We start from the raw sequence: 17782 nt of genomic DNA on the forward strand, positions 1-17782 counted from the left end.
ATCGCCAGCCCTTTTCCCGCCCGCCCCTGCGCTGCTCAGCCCGGCCTCAACGGCAGCGAGAGCTGCGGCACTTTGCTTCGCTCGTGCCGCGAGAAAGCCGGTTTTTTGCCCCGCTTTGGTTGTGTTCAAACATTTTCGTTGTTCGCTGGTGAGGCAATCGTCTGAGGTCGATATGCGAGGGCGCGTCGTCGTATGGTGGCAGGCCAATTCGTCCGCAGAAAACACATAACCCGGCAAGGTGGCGCACAGCGCCACGAGCCGGGCTGACTGGGCTGTCCGTCGCCCTTCTGTTTGTGCCGAGGAGCACAGCTTCAGGGAGATCAGGGCGCGCGATTGTTTGAGCGTAGCGAGTTCGAGCGCGCCCCTCCCTGAAGCGAGCACCGCAGGTTGCCCGGAGCGCAGCGCAGGGTCACAAACAGCGGGCTCGCTTTTTCTTTGCTTCCTTTCTTTTGGCGAAGCAAAAGAAAGGGAGTGGCCGCCGGGCCATTCCCGGCCAGCAGGCGCAAGCGCTGGCGCACCAGCAAGAGCCATGTGGAAAACGTCCATGCCCGTCGTGCAAAAAGTCAGCGCTTCACCGCCCCAACCGCCATCACATCCGCCCTCAACTTGCTCGCCGTGAAATTCGCATTAAACGCCGGCCGTTTGATATACCGCCCCACACCCCGCTCAGCGCGCAAATCACCTTGCACAAACACCAACTTGCCCTGGCTCAGCGTGTGGCTAGGGATACCTTTGACGGTGCGGCCTTCGAAGATGTTGTAGTCGCCTTTGCTGAACTGGGTTTTGGCGGACAAGGTCTTGGTGCCCGCCGGGTCCCAGACCACGATGTCAGCATCGGCGCCGACCGACACACTGCCCTTGTTCGGGTACAGGTTGAACAGTTTGGCGGTGTTGGCCGAGGTGATGGCGACAAATTCGCTGGGGGTCAGGCGCCCGGTGTTGACGCCTTCGTCCCAGATCACTGCCAGGCGTTCCTCGACGCCGCCGCAGCCGTTGGGGATCTTGGCAAAGTTGTCCTGGCCAGCGGCTTTTTGCGCGGCGCAGAAGGTGCAATGGTCGGTGGCGGTGGTGTGTAAGCTGCCGCTTTGCAGGCCCCGCCACAGCGCTTCCTGGTGGCCCTTGGGGCGGAACGGTGGGCTCATCACATGAGCGGCGGCGGTTGCAAAGTCGGGGTGGCGGTAGACGCTGTCGTCCACCGTCAGGTGCCCGGCCAGCACCTCGCCGTACACGCGCTGGCCGCGTGCACGGGCACGGGCAATGGCCTCGGCCGATTCGACGCAGGACACATGCACCACGTAAATTGGCACGTTGAGCACTTCGGCAATGGCGATGGCGCGGTTGGCGGCTTCACCTTCCACCGTTGGCGGGCGGGACAGCGGGTGACCTTCTGGGCCGGTGATGCCGCGCTTGGCCACCTCTTGTTGTAGCAGGTAGACCAGCTCGCCATTTTCGGCGTGCACGGTGGGCATGGCGCCGAGTTCCAGCGCGCGTTTGAAGCTGTTCACCAGGGTTTCGTCGTCACACATGATGGCGTTTTTGTAGGCCATGAAGTGTTTGAAGCTGTTCACGCCTTCCTGCTGCACCAGGGTGCCCATGTCGCGTTTGACCGACTCGTCCCACCAGGTGATAGCGACGTGAAAGCCGTAGTCAGCCGCAGACTTCTCGGCCCAGCCGCGCCAAGTCTGATACGCCTCCATCAGCGGCTGTTTGGGGTTGGGGATGACAAAGTCGATGATGCTGGTGGTGCCACCGGCCAGGCCAGCGGCGGTGCCGGTGTAAAAGTCGTCCATGGTGGTGGTGCCCATGAACGGCAGCTGCATGTGGGTGTGTGGGTCGATGCCGCCGGGCATCACATACTGGCCCCCGGCGTCCACCACGTCTGCGCCAGCGGGCGCCTGTAGGTTGGGGCCGACGGCGATGATCTTGCCGTCTTGGGTCAACACATCGGCTTGGAAGGCATGGTCGGCATTGACGACGGTGCCGCCTCGGATCAGGATGCTGCTCATAAATACTCCTTCGTTAATAGCTGTGAATGCTTACGGAATAAGGGTTAGAGGCCAATTTGGTTTGATAGATGCGGTGAACATCCAGGCAGCGGCCACAAATCCTACGCCGCCACCCGCCCCGGGTTGTTTGCATGGGTGGTCCAGTCGGCATGGGTCGCTTGCACGGTTTTACCGGTGCGCAAATCAAGCTCGCCGGGGGCCACGGTGCGCAGGGTGATGCAGTCGGGCACCGGGCAAACCAGGGTGCACAGGTTGCAGCCCACACATTCGTCTTCCTTGACCTCAAAGTGGCGTTTGCCGTCTTTCTCAAATGTGATCGCCTGGTGGCTGGTGTCTTCGCAGGCGATGTGGCAGCGGCCACATTCGATACAGCTGTCCTGGTTGATGACGGCTTTGCTGATGTGGTTGAGGTTGAGGTATTTCCAGTCCGACACGGTTGGGATGGCGCGGCCCCGGAAGTCCTCGATGCTGCTGAAACCCATCTCGTCCATGTAGTTGGACAGACCGTCAGCCATCTCTTGCACAATTTTGAAGCCATAGACCATGGCCGCAGTGCAGACCTGCACATTGCCCGCGCCCAAGGCGATGTAGTCAAACGCGTCGCGCCAGGTGCCGATGCCGCCAATGCCCGAGATCGGCAGCCCAGCGGTGAGTGGGTCACGCGCGATCTCGGCCACCATGTTGAGCGCAATCGGTTTGACCGCCGGGCCGCAGTAACCACCGTGTGAGCCTTTGCCGCCAGTGCTGGGCACCATGGTCAGACTGTAGGGGTCCACGCCCACAATCGAGTTGATGGTGTTGATGAGTGACACCGCGTCGGCACCGCCGTTTTTGGCGGCGCGTGCGGGCAGGCGGATGTCGGTGATGTTGGGCGTGAGCTTCACAATCACCGGCAGCTTGCAATACTGTTTGCACCAGTGGGTCACCATCTGGATGTATTCGGGCACCTGGCCCACCGCCGCGCCCATGCCGCGTTCACTCATGCCGTGCGGGCAGCCAAAATTGAGCTCAATGCCGTCGCAGCCGGTGGCCTCCACGCGCGGCAGGATGGCGCGCCAGGCGTCTTCGTTGCACGGCACCATGATCGACACCACCACCGCGCGGTCTGGCCACAGGCGTTTGACCTCGGTGATTTCCTTCAGGTTGAGCGCCAGGTCACGGTCGGTGATCAGCTCGATGTTGTTGAAGCCGTTCAGGCGCCGGTCCGCACTCATCAGCGCACCGTAACGCGGGCCGTTCACATTGACCACGGGCGGGCCTTCCTCGCCCAACGTTTTCCAGACCACGCCGCCCCAACCGGCCTCAAAAGCGCGGTTGACGTTGTAGGCCTTGTCGGTGGGCGGCGCCGAGGCCAGCCAGAACGGGTTCGGGCTGGAGATGCCGATGAAGTGGGTTGTCAAATTGGCCATGGTGTGCTTTCAAATCGATTTGCTACAACTTGCATAGTTATATGTGCTTGACCTGCAAGGGCTAGAGGCACTTTTTGTGCAAGGGCTTGGTGCGGTCTGTGTTGGCGGCTTCAGGCGCTCAGCTGCGCGTGGATCGCCTGCGCCGACAGCTTGCCGTGTTCAACGGCTTCCACCGTCAAGTCCAGTCCACCCGCGCGGCAGTCGCCACCGGCCCAGACGCCCGGCTGATTGGTCAGGCCGTTGGCGTCGGTGGCAATGCGGCCGCCTTGTAGTTCAAAGTTGGCTTGCGCCAGCAGCGGGTTGCCCAGCGTCTGGCCAATCGCCTTGAGCACCATGTCGGCTTCCAGCACCAGCGTCTCGCCAGTGGCCACCAACTTGCCGTCCTGCATCTTCTGCCGGGCAAAAGACACAGCACCCGCGCAGTGGGCGTCGACGCTGTTGGGCAACACGGCCACGGGGCTGAGCCAGTGGTGGATCACCACGCCATTGGTCAAGGCCCATTCCTGTTCGGCCTTGGACGCGCTCATCGATTCCGGCCCGCGCCGGTACACCATGTGCACGTCCTGCGCGCCCAGCAGCTTGGCCTGCACGGCGGCGTCCACGGCGGTCATGCCGCCGCCAATCACCACCACCTGGCGACCAATTGGCAAGGTCGACAAGTCTTCAGCCTGGCGCAGGGTGGCGATGAAATCGACCGCGTCCTGCACACCGTAGAGCGCTTCACCAGGTACGCCAAGCTGGTGCGTGTTGGGCAGACCCATGCCCAGAAAAAGGGCGTCAAAGTCCCGGCGCAGTGCGTCGAGTTGGGCCACGCCGCTGAGGCGCCAGCTGTGGCGTAGCTCGATGCCACCGATGGACAACAGCCACAACACCTCGGCCTGGGCAAAGTTGTTGGTGGTTTTGTAGCTGGCCAGACCATATTCGTTGAGGCCGCCGGCCTTGGGCTTGGCGTCAAACACCACCACGTCGTGGCCCAACTTGGCCAAGGTATGGGCGCAGGACAGCCCGGCCGGGCCGGCGCCGACCACCGCAATCTTCTTGCCGGTGGGTGCGGCGCGGGTGAAGATCTGTGGCTTGGCGCTGTCCATCAGCGCATCCACCGCGTGGCGTTGCAGGCGACCAATCGCCACCGGTTTGCCCTCTTGGGTGTTGCGCACGCAGACCGCTTCACACAGGTTCTCCGTGGGGCAGACGCGGGCGCACATGCCGCCCAGCGGGTTGGCCTCCAGAATGGCGCGGGCTGAGCCACGCAGGTTGCCGTCACCAATGCGTTTGATGAACGAGGGCACATCAATATGGGTGGGGCAGGCGGTGGCGCAGGGCGCGTCATAACAGTACAGGCAGCGCTCGGCTTCCAGCATCGCTTGGGCGCGGGTCAGGCGCGGCGTGGCATCGGCAAAACGCTGGGCGTAGTCGGTGGTTTCGAGCCGACCGGCTTGGATATCAGGGGCAAGGGACAAGGACACGCGATTTACTCCTGTTAAATCTGACCGTTTGGTCAAGTTCAGATTTCATGCTAGCAAGCCACATGCCAAAGTGTCTACAGGGACTAGCCCGCAGTCGTCCGGGCGGCTGACGCGGGGTGGGCGATATCATTCACCGCCCTGTTTGCCGACCTCACGAGGAACACCCCATGGATTTACCCCTGCACCAGCTCTCGATGACGGTGCTGATGACGCCCGACACCGCTAACTTTTCGGGCAACGTGCACGGCGGCAACATCCTCAAGCTGCTCGACCAGGTGGCCTACGCCTGTGCCAGCCGTTATGCCGGGCGGTATGTGGTCACGCTCAGTGTGGATCAGGTGATGTTCCGCCAGCCGATCCATGTGGGGGAGCTGGTGACCTTTTTGTCGTCGGTCAACCACACCGGTTCCTCGTCGATGGAGGTGGGCATCAAGGTGATTGCCGAGAACATCCAGAACCGCTCGGTGCGTCACGTCAACAGCTGCTTTTTCACCATGGTGGCAGTGGATGACGACCGCAAACCGGTGGCCGTGCCGCCGCTGGAGCCCCAGACCCCCGATGAGATCCGCCGCCACGCCGCCGCCCTGGTGCGCAAGGACATGCGCCGCGAGATGGAGAAGCGGTTTACCGCTACACGCTCGCTGGTCGACTGAGTAAAAAAGTACTCAAAATGGCTCCTGGCCCTTATGTAACAAGGGCAGTATGCTCTTGTTTTTGATAGCTTGCTTGATCGGCTGGATGTGCTGGGGGACTGCAGCCGGGCTTCTGAAGGCTGCGTCAGCCTGCCCAAAAGGCATCACAATGTGCTGGTTTTAACACCACCAAGGATCAACCATGAGCCGTTTTCTTACTCGCAGCGCCTCTCTGGGCGCCCTGGTCTTGACCACGGCGCTGGGCCTGGGCCACACCAGCAGCGTGCTGGCCGCCACGGCCGCTGCCAGCCAAGCCAGCGCACCTGCACCCAGCTTGCTGGAGCGCACCCAAAAAGCCACCAAGAAGGCTGCCCATGCCACCGCCGAGGCCATCAGCGACACCGGCAAGGCGATCGATAAAAAAGTGCCGCGGACCGAGGCTTATAAAAAGAAACATCCCAACGACGTTCCCGGTTCTGCGGCCAAATAGGCGCCTGATCAAGGCTGGGCGAAGTCACCCCGTGGCGGTGTGTTGTGAAACACCAGGCGGCTGACCCGGTGTTTCAAACGGCGCCAGCCCGATGCCAAAATCTCACCCATGGCGTCTGAGCGTTGCTGGTTGGCCAAGCGCACCTGGGCGTAGATGTCGATGTAGTTCTGGGGCATGGTGGCAAATCCTTGTTCAACAAAAGCCCCTTGTGGGAGCGTGGCGCGAGGTTAATGGCTGTGCTGCCTAGCGGCAAACGAGCATTTTTCAGGCAACAGATCAGAAAAACTCATCCATGTCCTACCGCTTGCCCCCGCTGAATGCCTTGCGCGCCTTTGAGGCTGCCGCACGCCACCTGAGTTTCAAGAACGCGGCACTGGAGCTGTCGGTGACACCCACCGCGATCAGCCACCAGATCAAGCTTCTGGAAGATTTTTTAGGTTATGCGCTGTTTCGCCGCCTGACCCGTGCGCTGGAGCTCACGGTCCAGGGGCAGGCCATGTTGCCCAAGGTGCGCGAAGGTCTGGCCTGTTTTGCGGTAGCGGTCGAGAGTGCCCAGGCGCGCGCCAGCAGCGGCAAGCTGGTGGTGGTGTTGCCGCCCTCGATTGCGACCCGCTGGATGGTGCCGCGGCTCAAAGGCTTCGCCCAGGCCGAGCCCCAGCTCAACCTGCAGATCATCCGCTCGCTCAAGGCCATAGACAGTGACCAGGCCCCTGTCTCAGCACCGTTGACGCCGGTGGACCCGCGTGAGGAAGACTCCACGGTGGTGATCCGTTTTGGCACCGGTGTCTACCCGGGCTGCCAGGTGGATCACCTGTTTGGCTCGGAGTACGTCGCGGTGTGCAGCCCCAAGCTGCTGGCCGCAGGCCCGCCGCTACGCACGCCCGATGACATGCGCCACCATGTGCGCCTGCACACCGATGCCATCGCCAGCGACCACACGAGCCCAGGCTGGGCCGACTGGTTCAAGCTCGCCGGGGTCAAGGGCGTGGACAGCAGCGCTGGCCCCCATTTCAGCGACTCGGGTCTGGTCTATGTGGCCGCGCTGGACGGGCTGGGGGTGGCGTTGGCGTCCAAGCCGCTGGTGGCCACGGCGCTGGCCCAGGGCCGTCTGGTGGCGCCGTTTGAGTTGGCGGTGGCGCAGAACTATGCCTACTACCTGGTGGTGCCCGAGGCCATCAGCCAGCGGCCTGTTGTTCAGGCCTTTCGGGCCTGGCTGCTCAAAGAGGCGCGGGCGGCCGGTTGATCACCCGTGGAGCAGCTCAGGGCGACGATGACCGGGTGGTGGCCGCCAGCTTCTGCTGTGTTTGGGCATCCACCAGCTGGCGCAACTGCGCCAACAGCGGGTTGGCGGCGGTGTAGTGCTGGCCGTAAGTCAGGTTGAAGGCGTAGTCGAAATCCGGCGGGTTGTGACCCTGGTTGTGCTGGATGATGGTCTCCAGCTTGTCGAGCGCTTTCACCACGCGGGCCTCAGGAGAGGTCGCTTGGTCGTAGTCGTCCCACAGCGCCAGGAACTCGCTTTGAAGCTGTGCCGGCAGCGGGGCCATCAGCGCGATCAGGTCCTGGCGTTCACTCTCAGACTTGTTGCTGTCAGCGCTTTGGGAAACGGCCGGCACGTCGCCGTGCAAGGCCTCGCCCAGGTCATGGATGACACACATCTTGAGCAGGCGCTCGAAGTCCAGCGGCCCCAGGCCGTCCTGCAACACCATGGCCAGCAAGCACAGACGCCAAGTGTGTTCGGGCGTGCTTTCTTGCCGCCCGGTGGCGGTGTAGGCACAGCGCAGCACACTCTTGAGTTGTTCTGCCGCCTGGATAAAGGCCAGACGCCCCTGGAGATCGGCATCATGCATGTTTGATCCTCATTTGATAGCGTTTATCCCTTGATGAATAAGGGCCAGGCGCTAATTTGGTATGTCAACGCAGGTGCACCTCCGGCGACCAGCCCACGCAGACAAGTGGCCCATATCCATGAAGCCCATACTGGCCGATTGTCACTCCCGGTGGCGCTTGACGCCCACACCGGTTTGGCAGAACCGACGGGCCAGACGCTTGATAGACATCAAAACTATAAAATAGATAGCACGGTCCAAACGGGTTGGGCCGCACATGAACAGGATAGACATGATCAGTTGGCAGGCTTGGCGCCAGTTTCAAGCGATGGTTCGGGTCGAGTTGGCCCACCTGGCCACCATCCACCCCACTGACCGGCGCTGGCAGATGCCGTTTTGTGCGGCGCTGGCATCGGGCCTGCCGCTGCTGATCGGCGCCTATTTCAACCACCTGAACTTCGGCCTGGTCTCTTCGCTGGGTGGCCTGGTGTTTGTGTATTGCCCTAAGACGCCGCTGTCGCACCGTATGGTGACGCTGATGACCTGTGCGTTTGGCTTCAGCGCCTGTTATGCCTTGGGCTTGATGACCCACTTCTTTCCCGTGCTGCTGGTGCCGGTACTGGGCTTCATCACCATCGTGGTCACCATGGTGTGCCGGTTTTATCGGGTCGGCCCACCGGGCAGCCTGTTCTTCATCATGTCGGCCGCGATTGGGGCCTATTCGGGCATCGAGGTGGTGCAGGTGCCCCTGTTTGTCGGGCTGCTCACCATGGGCTGTCTGCTGGCCTGCCTGATCGCCTTTTTCTACAGCCTTTTCATCCTGCGGCGAGAGGCACCCCAGCCGGTGAGTCCCTTGCCACCGGCCAGCTTTGATTTTGTGATTGTGGATTCGGTGGTGACCGGTGTGTTTGTGGGCCTGTCACTGCTGCTGGCCCAGACGCTGCAGCTCGACCGGGCCTACTGGGTGCCCGTGAGCTGTCTGGCCGTGATGCAAGGCATGTCCAAACGCGCTGTCTGGAACAAGCAGGTGCACCGCATCATTGGCACCGGCATCGGGTTGTTCCTGGCCTGGGGGCTGCTGATGCTGCCGCTGGACCCGTGGCGTTTTGCACTGGTCATGATGGTGCTGGCTTTTCTGACCGAAATGCTGGTGGTGCGCCACTATGGTCTGGCCGTGATTTTTATCACCCCAACCACCATCTTCCTTGCCGAGTCCGCACGCCAGGGCGTGGGTTCACCGGACGCGCTGCTGGCGGCGCGCCTGATTGACACGGTGCTGGGTTCGGTGCTGGGGCTGATGGGTGGCATCTGCCTGCACAGCCCGCGCTTTCGCGACAACGTGGGGCGGCAACTGCGGCGTTTGGCGCCAACCAAGTTCTTGCCCTGAGCTGAAACTACCCCCCCAAGTTCTGTCTCTTGTTGGGGGTGTCAAGCCTGAACCAGGCTATCTTTGATAGCACGAAGTCCTTTTGAAACAAGGGCTACAGGCATATTTGGCACTCAAGCCAGAAGGCGCGGCTCCACGATGCCCTGTGCACCCGGTCTGAACATCAGCAGCCGCCCGGCATGGGGGTCGGTCTCCAGATCCTTCTCACCGCGGCACAGTGAGGTCACCAGCATGGTCTGCCCATCGGCACCGCCGAAAGCACACATCGTCGGCTTTTGCATCGGCAGCAAAATCTTGCGGTCGAGTTGGCCCTGTGGGGTGAAGCGCATGATGCAGCCCTCGTCCAGACCACACACCCAGTAACAGCCATCCACGTCCACGGCCGCGCCATCCGGACGCCCGACCTCCTGGCGCAGGTCAACAAATGGGCGTTGGTTGCTGGGTAAACCGGTGTCGGTGTCATAGTCGAATTGCCACAACATGCGCACATCGCGGTGGGTGTCGGAGCAATACAGGGTTTTGCCGTCCGGGCTGAAGGCCGAACCGTTCGGGATCACAAAGCCGCCGAATTCGGAAGGAACGAGTCCCTCCTGGCGGGTGAAACGATACCAGCGCCCGGTAGGCTCACCGAGCGAAATGTCCATCACCATGGTGGACACCCAGAGTCGGCCCTGGCGGTCACAACGCCCGTCGTTGAAGCGCATGCCGGGTTGGGGATGGGTGATCGAGGCCAGGCGTGTCATGCCAGCGGCCTCGGTCTCACCGAGTTCCAGGTCAAAAATGCCGGTCTCGCAGCTGCACACCATGCCACCGTCGGGGCGCAGCACCATGCTGCCGATTTTCTCCGCCACCGACCAGTGGCGGACTTCACCGCTGGCCGGGTCCAGGCGAAAGACCTTGCACGCCTGGTCGATCCACTGCCAGCAGCCCGTGTTGTGGTCCCAGACCGGGCTTTCACCCACGGCGTTGCGCACGTCTGGGCAGATTAGGGCGTCAGCGCCCAATGTGTTTAACTTCATCAGAGGGTCCAGTGCAAAGTGGTTTGGTCAGGCCGCGCTGGTGCTGCCCAGGCGGGCTGCCTTGCGCTTTTGCTGGAACCGGCGCAGCACCGGGTAGAACATCGACAACAGGGCGATGACCAGGAAGGTGGCTGTGATCGGGCGGGTGTAAAGGAAGTCGTAGCTGCCGTTGGACAGCGACAAGGCGCGCCGGAAGTTGCTCTCAGCCATCGGGCCCATGATCAATGCCAGAACAATCGGTGATGGCGGGAAGTCCCACTTCTCCATGAAGTAGCCCAGCACACCAGCGGCCAGCATGATGCCGATGTCGAACATGCTGTTGTTGATGGCATAGGTGCCCACCACACACAGCGCCAGGATGGTGGGTGTCAGGATCGACTTGGGCATCTGCAAAATCTTGCCGATGAAACGCAAGGAGCCCAGGCCCACCAGCAGCATCACCACATAACAAAACAACAGGCCGGCAAACAGTGTGAACACCAGGTCGCTGTGGTCCTTGAACAGCAGCGGGCCGGGTTGCAAGCCCTGCAGCGTCAGTGCGCCTAACATGACGGCGGTGGTGGCATCACCGGGAATGCCCAGGGTCAGCATCGGCAACATGGCGCCACCGGTACAACCATTGGCACCGGATTCGCAGGCTGCCACAGCCGCCAACTCACCTTTGCCGAAGTTCTCAGGGTGTTTGCTGAAACGTTTGGCTTCGTTGTAGGCCACAAACGCTGCAATATCGGCCCCAGCGCCGGGGATCGCCCCGATGAAAATACCCAGGCCGGATGAGCGCAACACCGTGAACAATAGGCCCTTGTAAACCCGCCACGGCGGAATGATCCGGCCCAGCGCTGCCGCTTTCTTTTTGAGCAAACCACTGGTTTCCATTGACTTGAAGGCCTCCGCTGCGGCAAACAGGCCAATCATCACCGGGATGAAGGGCACACTCATCAGCTCCACAAAGCCGCCGGTAAAACGCGGATAACCCCCCATGGGATCCAGCCCCACGGTCGAGATCAGCAGGCCGACAAAACCGGCAATCAACCCCTTGACCAAGGACTTGCCCGAGATGCTGGCAATGATGCTCAGGCCAAAAACCGCCAGGGCAAAGGTTTCGGACGCGCTGAACTCGAGCGCCACACCGGCCAGCAGGGGCGCCATGAACACCAGCACAATGACGCTCAAGGTACCGCCGATGAACGAGGAAATGGTTGCCGTGCCCAGCGCAATGCCGGCCATACCCTTCTTGGTCAGCTCGAAACCGTCAATCGCGGTGGCGGCTGCGGCAGGTGTGCCGGGAATCTTCAGCAGGATGGCGGTGATGGAGCCGCCATAGACACCACCGAAATAGACACCGGAAATCATCAGCAGCCCCGACACCGGGTCCATGCCAAAAGTGAAGGGCAGCAGGATCGCCACCCCCATGGTTGCGGTCAGCCCCGGCATGGCGCCGATCACAATCCCCACGGCAACACCAATCACCGACAGCAGCAAGGCCAGCGGTTGGTGCGCCAGGGCGGCAAAGCCGTTCAGAAGCAAATTCAGTTCTTGCATGGCAAGTCTCCAACGGGAATAGTCGTTTTATTCAAACAGGCTGCCGAGCGGCAAAGGCACGTTCAAACCGGCCGAGAAAGTGAAATACAAGGTGGCCGTGATCAGCACCGCCAGCAGCGGATTCCAGAGCTTGTGTCTCATGCCCATCAGCCACATCAGAAAGGACAGATAACAGCTGGTGACCACGCCATATCCCAGGTAGGGCATGGCCGCCAGGGCCAGCACCGAGCTGGCAATGCCCACAAAGGCTCTGCGGTAGCTGCGAACCTCCTCTTGCACGGCTGGCGCCTCGGCTTCTTGGGCAGGGGGCTGTTTGCTCTTGATCAGGTGGCGGCTGATCAAAAGGGCGCACAACACCAGCAGAGCACCTGCATAAATTTGGGGGAAGCGTGCCGCCCCGATGTCGGTGGCCAGGCCGGTGCTTGGGAACTTGTACGAGAAGAAAAGCGAGGCGATGGCCAACAAGGACACCAGGACGCCAATGACAACCTCCATATTCCAGCCAAACGGTTTCAGGCTGGTCCCAGCAGATGTTTCAGATGAATTCATGGTTTGTCTCCTCAAGAGATGGCCGCACAACCCCAGCGGGCAGGGCAGGTGAGCCCCCCGAAATACATTGTCTAGCCAGGTTATTTGTCAGAAGCGCCCGCAGTGTGCGGGCGCTGCCAGGCCTTATTTGGCGATACCGAGTTTGGTCATCAATGTCTTGAAGAAGACGTTGTCCTTGTCGATGGCCGCCTTGAAGGCCGGCGCGTCAAGGTAGGCGTAGGTCAGGTTCATCTTGGCCAGCTGCTCCTTGAAGGCAGGGTCTTCGGCCGTCTTTTTGGCAGCGGCGCGCAACACGTCCTGAACGTCTTGTGGTGTCTTCTTGGGTACCACAATGCCGCGCCAGGTCTGGATGCTCAGGTCCACGCCTTTTTCCTTCAGCGTAGGCACCTTGTCAAACGCGGGCAGGCGCTGGTCAGCCATCACTGCCAGGATCTTGATCTTGCCAGCGGTGACATGGCTCACCACTTCAGCCGGGCTGACCGTGACAGCTTCAATGTGGTTACCCAGCAGGGCGGTCACAGCGGGGTTGGCGCCGTCATAAGGAATGTTGTTGAACTTGGCGCCGGTTTTTTCGGACAAAGCCTCTGCCGCCAGGTGCCAGATAGCGCCGGTGCCTGAGTTGCCGATGCGCACCTTGCCCGGGTTGGCCTTGGCATAGGTGATGAACTCTTCATAGGTGTTCCAGGGTGCACTCACATTGACCGAAATGGCCGAGGGTTCGGCATTCAGGCGGGCAATTGGCGCAAAGTCATCGGCGCTGAACTGCACCAGACCCATGTGCGGCAACATCGCGATTTCCACCGTGCCGGTACCCAGTTTGTACCCATCGGGGCGGGCCATAACGATCTCAGAGAAGCCCACCGCGCCCCCACCACCGGTTTTGTTGACCACACCGATGGCCTTGGGTAGGTACTTCTTGGCGGTGTCGACAAAAGCCCGTGTCACCAGATCGGTGCCCCCACCGGCGGCGAATGGCACGATCACTTCGATCGGCTTGGTCGGGTACTCGGCGGCCCGGACCGACACACCCAGTAACAGGGTAGAGGCACACATGGCTGTCAACAAACGCGTTATCACTGTTTTCGATTTCATCTTTGCTCCTGGTTTTTAGATGTCATGTTGGCGAAAAACGACTCACACTGAAGTTCCCGGCGCGGTGGTCGGAACCTCTCTATGCAGCGTGCTGCGTTTTCCACGCAGCCACAAAGCATTCAGCTTGCCTGGCCAGCTGTGCCAGAGGCACGCCAGGCGAATACAGGGCGGAACCCAGTCCAAAACCGCTCACACCCACGGCAAGGAAAGGGGCCATGGTGTCTGGCGTGATGCCACCCACCGGAAACAAACGTGTGCCCTTGGGCAAGATGGGCCGCATCGCCTTGACGATGGCGGGCGATACCAGCTCGGCCGGGAACAGCTTCAGTGCGTTGGCACCGGCTTTGAGCGCAGCAAACGCCTCGGTGGGTGTGACGATGCCGGGCATGCTGATCAGCCCCTGGGCCTTGGCCGCACTGATCACGCTGGTGTCGGCATGGGGCATGACCACCAGTTCGCCGCCGATGTTTTTGAGGCGTGTCACATCCTCCGCCTCGAGCACCGTCCCGGCACCCACCAGCGCATCGCTGGGCAGGCACTGGCGGATGCTGGCAATGCTGGTGAACGGGTCTGGTGAGTTCAGCGGCACTTCGATCAGGCGAAAACCGGCCTGGTACAGGGTCTGGGCCACGGGCTCGGCTTCGGCCGGGGTCAGCCCGCGAAGAATGGCGACCAGGGGTAAATGCTGCAGCGCAGCTTCAAATCGGGTGTGGAGGGTGTTGGTCATCATGTGTTCTCAGTGAAGTACATCCAGTGGTTGGTGGATCAGCCCCAATGCTTTGGCAAACTCCCACAAGCCGCGTGGGGCCGGGTTGTCGAGGATGCCGGTCACCGGGACACCCAGGATGGCAAAGGCCTGGGCATAACGCTGGCACAGGCTGGGCTCACCAATCAGCAACAGCGGCCCCTGGGTCTGCAGCTTGGCTGCGGATTTGGCCAGGCCAGACACCAGCTCATGGCCAATCAACAGGCCTGAGAGGTAGTGTTTGAGCACAGGCTGCGGCAAACGCTGGGTCAGCCCCAGTGTGCGGGCGGCAAAAATCTGGTGTGTGAAGTCGCCAGGTTGGCTGTGGCGCGCGGCCTCGACACCTTGCGCAAAGGCAGCCTGGGCGCTGCTGGGCTCCTCGCTGACTGGCTCGGTCATCAACCGGCCCAGGATGGAGTGTTTGACCAGCACCGAGAAAATTTCACCTGTCATGTAGCTGGAGAAATGGGTGATCTGGCCCGCTGTGATCTGCACCCATTTGGAATGGGTGCCGGGCATCACCAGGGTAGCGGCCTCGGCCAGCGCCGGGTTGGTCGCCAGGGCGCCTGCAATCTGGATTTCCTCACCACGGATCACATCGGGTGCGTTATCGGCTTCGTCGAGCAACAAGCCGGGGGCAATCACCACATCCATCCCCAAACCACTGGGCACCGAGACGCTGTGTTTGGCCAGCGCACCCACATCCACCGGGCAACGCACATACGGTGCTTCTTTCCAGCCCTGGGCACTGCCAACCATGCCACCGGCCACCACCGGCAACTGCGGCCAGCTGGTTAACCAGTCTCCGGCGATGTCGGCAAAGGCTTTCTCGAAACCGGCGGCTCCCGGCAGGGGCAGCGCTTGTAAACCCTGGGCGGTGCTGCGGGTCTGCAATATCTGACCTGCGTCTGCCAGCAAAAAGGCACGCAGGCTCGATGTGCCCCAGTCCAGCGCAATCAGTTCGGGGTGCTGTGGTGTGTGGTTATCAGGCATGGCGGTTGGTCCCCAGTCCCAGTTGTTCGGAGATCTTGTGCGCCACGTTGCGCACAGTGGGGCCCAGGGCCAACATACGTTCGCGGGTGATGTAAGGCGCTGCGCTGGCCACACTGACGGCCGCCACCACCTCACCACTGACGTCGCGGACAGGTGCGCCCACGCAGCGGATGCCGATTTCGTTTTCTTCCAGGTCCATCACCCAGCCCTGCGCCCGGTAGCTCAGCATGTCTTCCTGGAACTGTGGCCACGGGCTCAGCAAAACCGGTTCACCGGCTGCCACCTTTTCAGCCACAGCCTCGTTGTAGAGCGCTTGCCAGGCCTCTGGTACCAGGCCCAGCATCAAGGCTTTGCCGACACCGGTGGAGGCCAAGGGCATGCGGTTGCCGATGCGTGAACGCATTTCCAGGCCCTTGGTGCCAGAGATCTTGTCCAGATAAAACACCCGGTTGCCTTCTTGGGTGCCCAGGTGCACGGTGTCGCCGGTCATGGCCGCCAGCTCTTCCAGGAACGGCCGGGCCAGTGCCCCCAGCGGGCGTTGCTCCTGGGCCTTGGTGCCCAGGTAGATCAACCGAAAACCCAGCGAATAACCGCCGTAGGGCACATGGTGCAGATAACCCTCGGCCACCAGGCTGTTGAGCATGCGGTGGGTGGTGCTGCGTGGTGTGCCCAGATGGGCGGCAATGCCTTTGACGTCCGAGATGCCCTGCGCCACACATTCCAGCAGGGCCAGCCCACGCAACAGGGTCTGTGTGCCGTTGCCCTTCTGGGCGTCTTTGGTGTCGCTCTGCAGCGTTGTTGTGTCTGTGGTGTTCATATGAACCTCGACTATGTCTCAACTATTTGGTTGGTTGACCAAATATTAGGATCAAAGTACCATTGTGTCAAATAGTTTTTATCTGTCCATATAGTGAGACATTTATCTGAAAATTTGTCCCATCTGACAGCCGCTTTTCATCACAAGGAGAAAAAATTGTTCAATGACTTGAAAGACAAACGGGTTTTGATCACCGGCTCCAGCGCCGGTATCGGGCTGGCGACCGCACAAGCCTTTGCGCGGTATGGCGCCAAGGTTGGCATCACCGCCCAGGCCATGAGCGAGGGTGTGCCACAAACGCTGGAGGCTTTGCGCCAGCTCGGTGGGGAGGCCGCGTTTTTCGAGGGAGATCTGTGCAACACCCAGGCCTGCCAAGACGTGGTGGCGCAGTTTGTGGCCCGATTCGGTGGCATCGATGTGCTCATCAACAACGTCGGGGGTCTGGTGGGCCGCCAGCAGATTGCTGACATCGACGACTCCTTTTTTGACCGGGTGTTTGACCTCAACGCCCGCTCGGCACACATGGTCACCAAATACGCCATGCCCCACCTGAAGGCGTCGGCGCAGGCCAGTGGCACCACCGCATCGGTGATTCTGGTGGGCTCGTTTGCCAGCTACATGGGCGGTGGCCCGGGTGCGTCGCTGTACGCGGCTGCCAAGGCCTGGATCCATACCATCCAGAAAAACTGGGTGACGTCCTACACCAAGGATGGTGTGCGCTTCAACGTGGTGGCGCCGGGTACCGTGGACACCGCATTCCACGCCGACAAAAACGACGCTGTGCGTGCCCAGATCAATGCCAGCATCCCGATGGGCCGTTTTGCCACGGCGCAGGAGGTGGCACCGAGCTTCCTGTTCCTGGCCTCACACGCCTGCAGCGGTTACATCACCGGCCAGGTCATCAACGTCAACGGTGGCCAGTACATGCCCTGATGGCTGGCGCCAACCGCAGCTGTGGAACTATCTAAACCGTAGCTGTTGTCCCTTTCCCAATAAGGGATAGAGGGCCATCAAGGCCTAAATCTGGAGCTGGCCCATGGCCCGCTCCAGCACCTGCAGCACCGCTGCCAGGTCCTCGATCGGCACCTGGCCGGGGGCAGAGCTGGCGGCGCCCACGGCAAAACTCAGGGCCGAACCAAACACGCCACCGACCAGACGGCTGACCGCACCATACGGCCCCATCGACATGCTGATGAGCGGGATCTGCAGCTGCTGGCTGGCGCGGCGGGTCGCATTCAGCAGGGTCAACACGTCGTCCAGGTCACGCGGCATGACCGCCACCTTGGCCACATCGGCGCCGAGTTGTTCGGCCAACAAGAACTTGGCGGCCAGCACCTCGGGCGCCGGGGTGTCTGAGAAGTTGTGGAACGACAGCACCAGCGCCACACCGTTGGCGCGGGCACAGGCCTGCACCTGCGCCACGTGGGCTGGGTCGTTGGCCATTTCGTAGTCGATCAGGTCGATGGCCTGGCTCTCACACACCGCCTGGTACAGGGCAATCACCTGCGGTTCGGTCAGTGTGATGGGTTCACCGCCTTCGAGGGTGGAGCGCCGGGTGAACAGCAGCGGCAGCGGGCCCGCCACCTTTTTGATGGCGCGGGCTGCGGCGATCACGGCCTGGGTGTCTGCCAGCTGCTCAAAAAAATCAACACGCCACTCCAACACATCGGGCTGTTTGGGCAGCACCACCGCCAGCTCGGCCATCAGTGCGTCAAGACTGCGTCCGACCAGTGGGGCGCAGATCAGCGGCAGTTTGCCGCCTGCGATGGGGTTGCCACGCAAGGTGATGGGTCGGGGGCTGGGCATGGG

General features: G+C 61.6%; 19 protein-coding genes. 5 read left to right on the top strand and 14 right to left on the bottom strand.

The genetic code is table 11. The annotated features are described in order from the left end of the window. The 4 genes from KKO72_RS20015 to KKO72_RS20030 all read right to left on the bottom strand — a co-directional run. Window positions 1-546: hypothetical protein (locus tag KKO72_RS20015; RefSeq protein WP_214943384.1), on the bottom strand; the 546-nt coding region annotated here is incomplete at its 3' end. A gap of 17 nt (window positions 547-563) precedes the next feature. Next, window positions 564-2006, bottom strand: a complete 1443-nt coding sequence (gene hydA, locus KKO72_RS20020; protein ID WP_214943387.1) for a dihydropyrimidinase — start codon at window positions 2004-2006, stop codon at window positions 564-566. A 101-nt stretch (window positions 2007-2107) separates the two neighbouring features. Next, window positions 2108-3415, bottom strand: coding sequence for an NAD-dependent dihydropyrimidine dehydrogenase subunit PreA (preA, locus tag KKO72_RS20025; RefSeq protein WP_214943393.1), 1308 nt, complete (start codon window positions 3413-3415; stop codon window positions 2108-2110). Between the two features lie 110 nt (window positions 3416-3525). Beyond that, entirely contained in the window at window positions 3526-4881 is a 1356-nt protein-coding gene (locus tag KKO72_RS20030; protein WP_371736920.1) for an NAD(P)-dependent oxidoreductase, read from the bottom strand. Window positions 4882-5048: 167 nt separating this feature from the next. Here KKO72_RS20030 and KKO72_RS20035 point away from each other — a divergent pair, with 167 nt between their 5' ends. Further along, window positions 5049-5534: an acyl-CoA thioesterase gene (locus KKO72_RS20035; RefSeq protein ID WP_214943395.1), complete on the top strand. Its 486-nt coding sequence runs from the start codon at window positions 5049-5051 to the stop codon at window positions 5532-5534. A gap of 181 nt (window positions 5535-5715) precedes the next feature. Then, on the top strand, window positions 5716-6003 hold the full coding sequence (locus KKO72_RS20040) for a hypothetical protein (RefSeq protein WP_214943398.1): 288 nt from the start codon (window positions 5716-5718) through the stop codon (window positions 6001-6003). An 8-nt stretch (window positions 6004-6011) separates the two neighbouring features. Here KKO72_RS20040 and KKO72_RS20045 read toward each other — a convergent pair whose 3' ends face one another. After that, window positions 6012-6179: a hypothetical protein gene (locus KKO72_RS20045; protein WP_214943401.1), complete on the bottom strand. Its 168-nt coding sequence runs from the start codon at window positions 6177-6179 to the stop codon at window positions 6012-6014. Window positions 6180-6295: 116 nt separating this feature from the next. Between KKO72_RS20045 and gcvA the strand changes: the two genes are divergently transcribed. Next, window positions 6296-7246 (top strand): transcriptional regulator GcvA, encoded by a 951-nt coding sequence (gcvA, locus tag KKO72_RS20050; RefSeq protein ID WP_214943404.1) that lies wholly within the window; start codon window positions 6296-6298, stop codon window positions 7244-7246. Window positions 7247-7262: 16 nt separating this feature from the next. Here gcvA and KKO72_RS20055 read toward each other — a convergent pair whose 3' ends face one another. Then, entirely contained in the window at window positions 7263-7850 is a 588-nt protein-coding gene (locus tag KKO72_RS20055) for an HD family hydrolase (protein ID WP_214943407.1), read from the bottom strand. Window positions 7851-8106: 256 nt separating this feature from the next. On the opposite strand from KKO72_RS20055, the gene KKO72_RS20060 reads away from it, so the two are divergent. Continuing rightward, window positions 8107-9216: an FUSC family protein gene (locus KKO72_RS20060; protein WP_251140810.1), complete on the top strand. Its 1110-nt coding sequence runs from the start codon at window positions 8107-8109 to the stop codon at window positions 9214-9216. Window positions 9217-9329: 113 nt separating this feature from the next. Here KKO72_RS20060 and KKO72_RS20065 read toward each other — a convergent pair whose 3' ends face one another. The 7 genes from KKO72_RS20065 to KKO72_RS20095 form a co-directional block, all read right to left on the bottom strand. Next, window positions 9330-10235 (bottom strand): SMP-30/gluconolactonase/LRE family protein, encoded by a 906-nt coding sequence (locus KKO72_RS20065; RefSeq protein ID WP_214943410.1) that lies wholly within the window; start codon window positions 10233-10235, stop codon window positions 9330-9332. Between the two features lie 27 nt (window positions 10236-10262). Next, the gene (locus KKO72_RS20070; RefSeq protein WP_214943413.1) at window positions 10263-11777 is read right to left on the bottom strand and encodes a tripartite tricarboxylate transporter permease; all 1515 of its coding nucleotides are present in this window, start codon (window positions 11775-11777) and stop codon (window positions 10263-10265) included. 27 nt (window positions 11778-11804) lie between these two features. Further along, window positions 11805-12326: a tripartite tricarboxylate transporter TctB family protein gene (locus tag KKO72_RS20075; protein ID WP_214943416.1), complete on the bottom strand. Its 522-nt coding sequence runs from the start codon at window positions 12324-12326 to the stop codon at window positions 11805-11807. A 123-nt stretch (window positions 12327-12449) separates the two neighbouring features. Next, window positions 12450-13418 (bottom strand): tripartite tricarboxylate transporter substrate binding protein, encoded by a 969-nt coding sequence (locus KKO72_RS20080; protein WP_214943419.1) that lies wholly within the window; start codon window positions 13416-13418, stop codon window positions 12450-12452. 79 nt (window positions 13419-13497) lie between these two features. Next, the gene (locus KKO72_RS20085) at window positions 13498-14145 is read right to left on the bottom strand and encodes a 2-dehydro-3-deoxy-6-phosphogalactonate aldolase (protein ID WP_214943422.1); all 648 of its coding nucleotides are present in this window, start codon (window positions 14143-14145) and stop codon (window positions 13498-13500) included. Between the two features lie 9 nt (window positions 14146-14154). Continuing rightward, window positions 14155-15156 carry a 2-dehydro-3-deoxygalactonokinase gene (locus tag KKO72_RS20090; RefSeq protein ID WP_214943425.1) on the bottom strand — a complete coding sequence of 334 codons (1002 nt, stop codon included), beginning with the start codon at window positions 15154-15156 and terminating at the stop codon, window positions 14155-14157. Continuing rightward, entirely contained in the window at window positions 15149-15973 is an 825-nt protein-coding gene (locus KKO72_RS20095) for an IclR family transcriptional regulator (RefSeq protein WP_214943428.1), read from the bottom strand. Before KKO72_RS20095 ends, KKO72_RS20090 begins: the two co-directional genes overlap by 8 nt. Window positions 15974-16129: 156 nt before the next feature. On the opposite strand from KKO72_RS20095, the gene KKO72_RS20100 reads away from it, so the two are divergent. Further along, window positions 16130-16906, top strand: coding sequence for an SDR family NAD(P)-dependent oxidoreductase (locus KKO72_RS20100; RefSeq protein WP_214943431.1), 777 nt, complete (start codon window positions 16130-16132; stop codon window positions 16904-16906). An 84-nt stretch (window positions 16907-16990) separates the two neighbouring features. Here the strand turns inward: KKO72_RS20100 and aroD are convergent. Further along, window positions 16991-17782 (bottom strand): type I 3-dehydroquinate dehydratase (gene aroD, locus KKO72_RS20105; RefSeq protein ID WP_251140811.1); only part of this gene is annotated, 792 nt, incomplete at its 5' end.

The sequence above is a fragment of the Rhodoferax sp. U11-2br genome, from assembly GCF_018619435.1.
In the GTDB taxonomy this organism is placed as follows: Bacteria; Pseudomonadota; Gammaproteobacteria; order Burkholderiales; family Burkholderiaceae_C; genus Rhodoferax.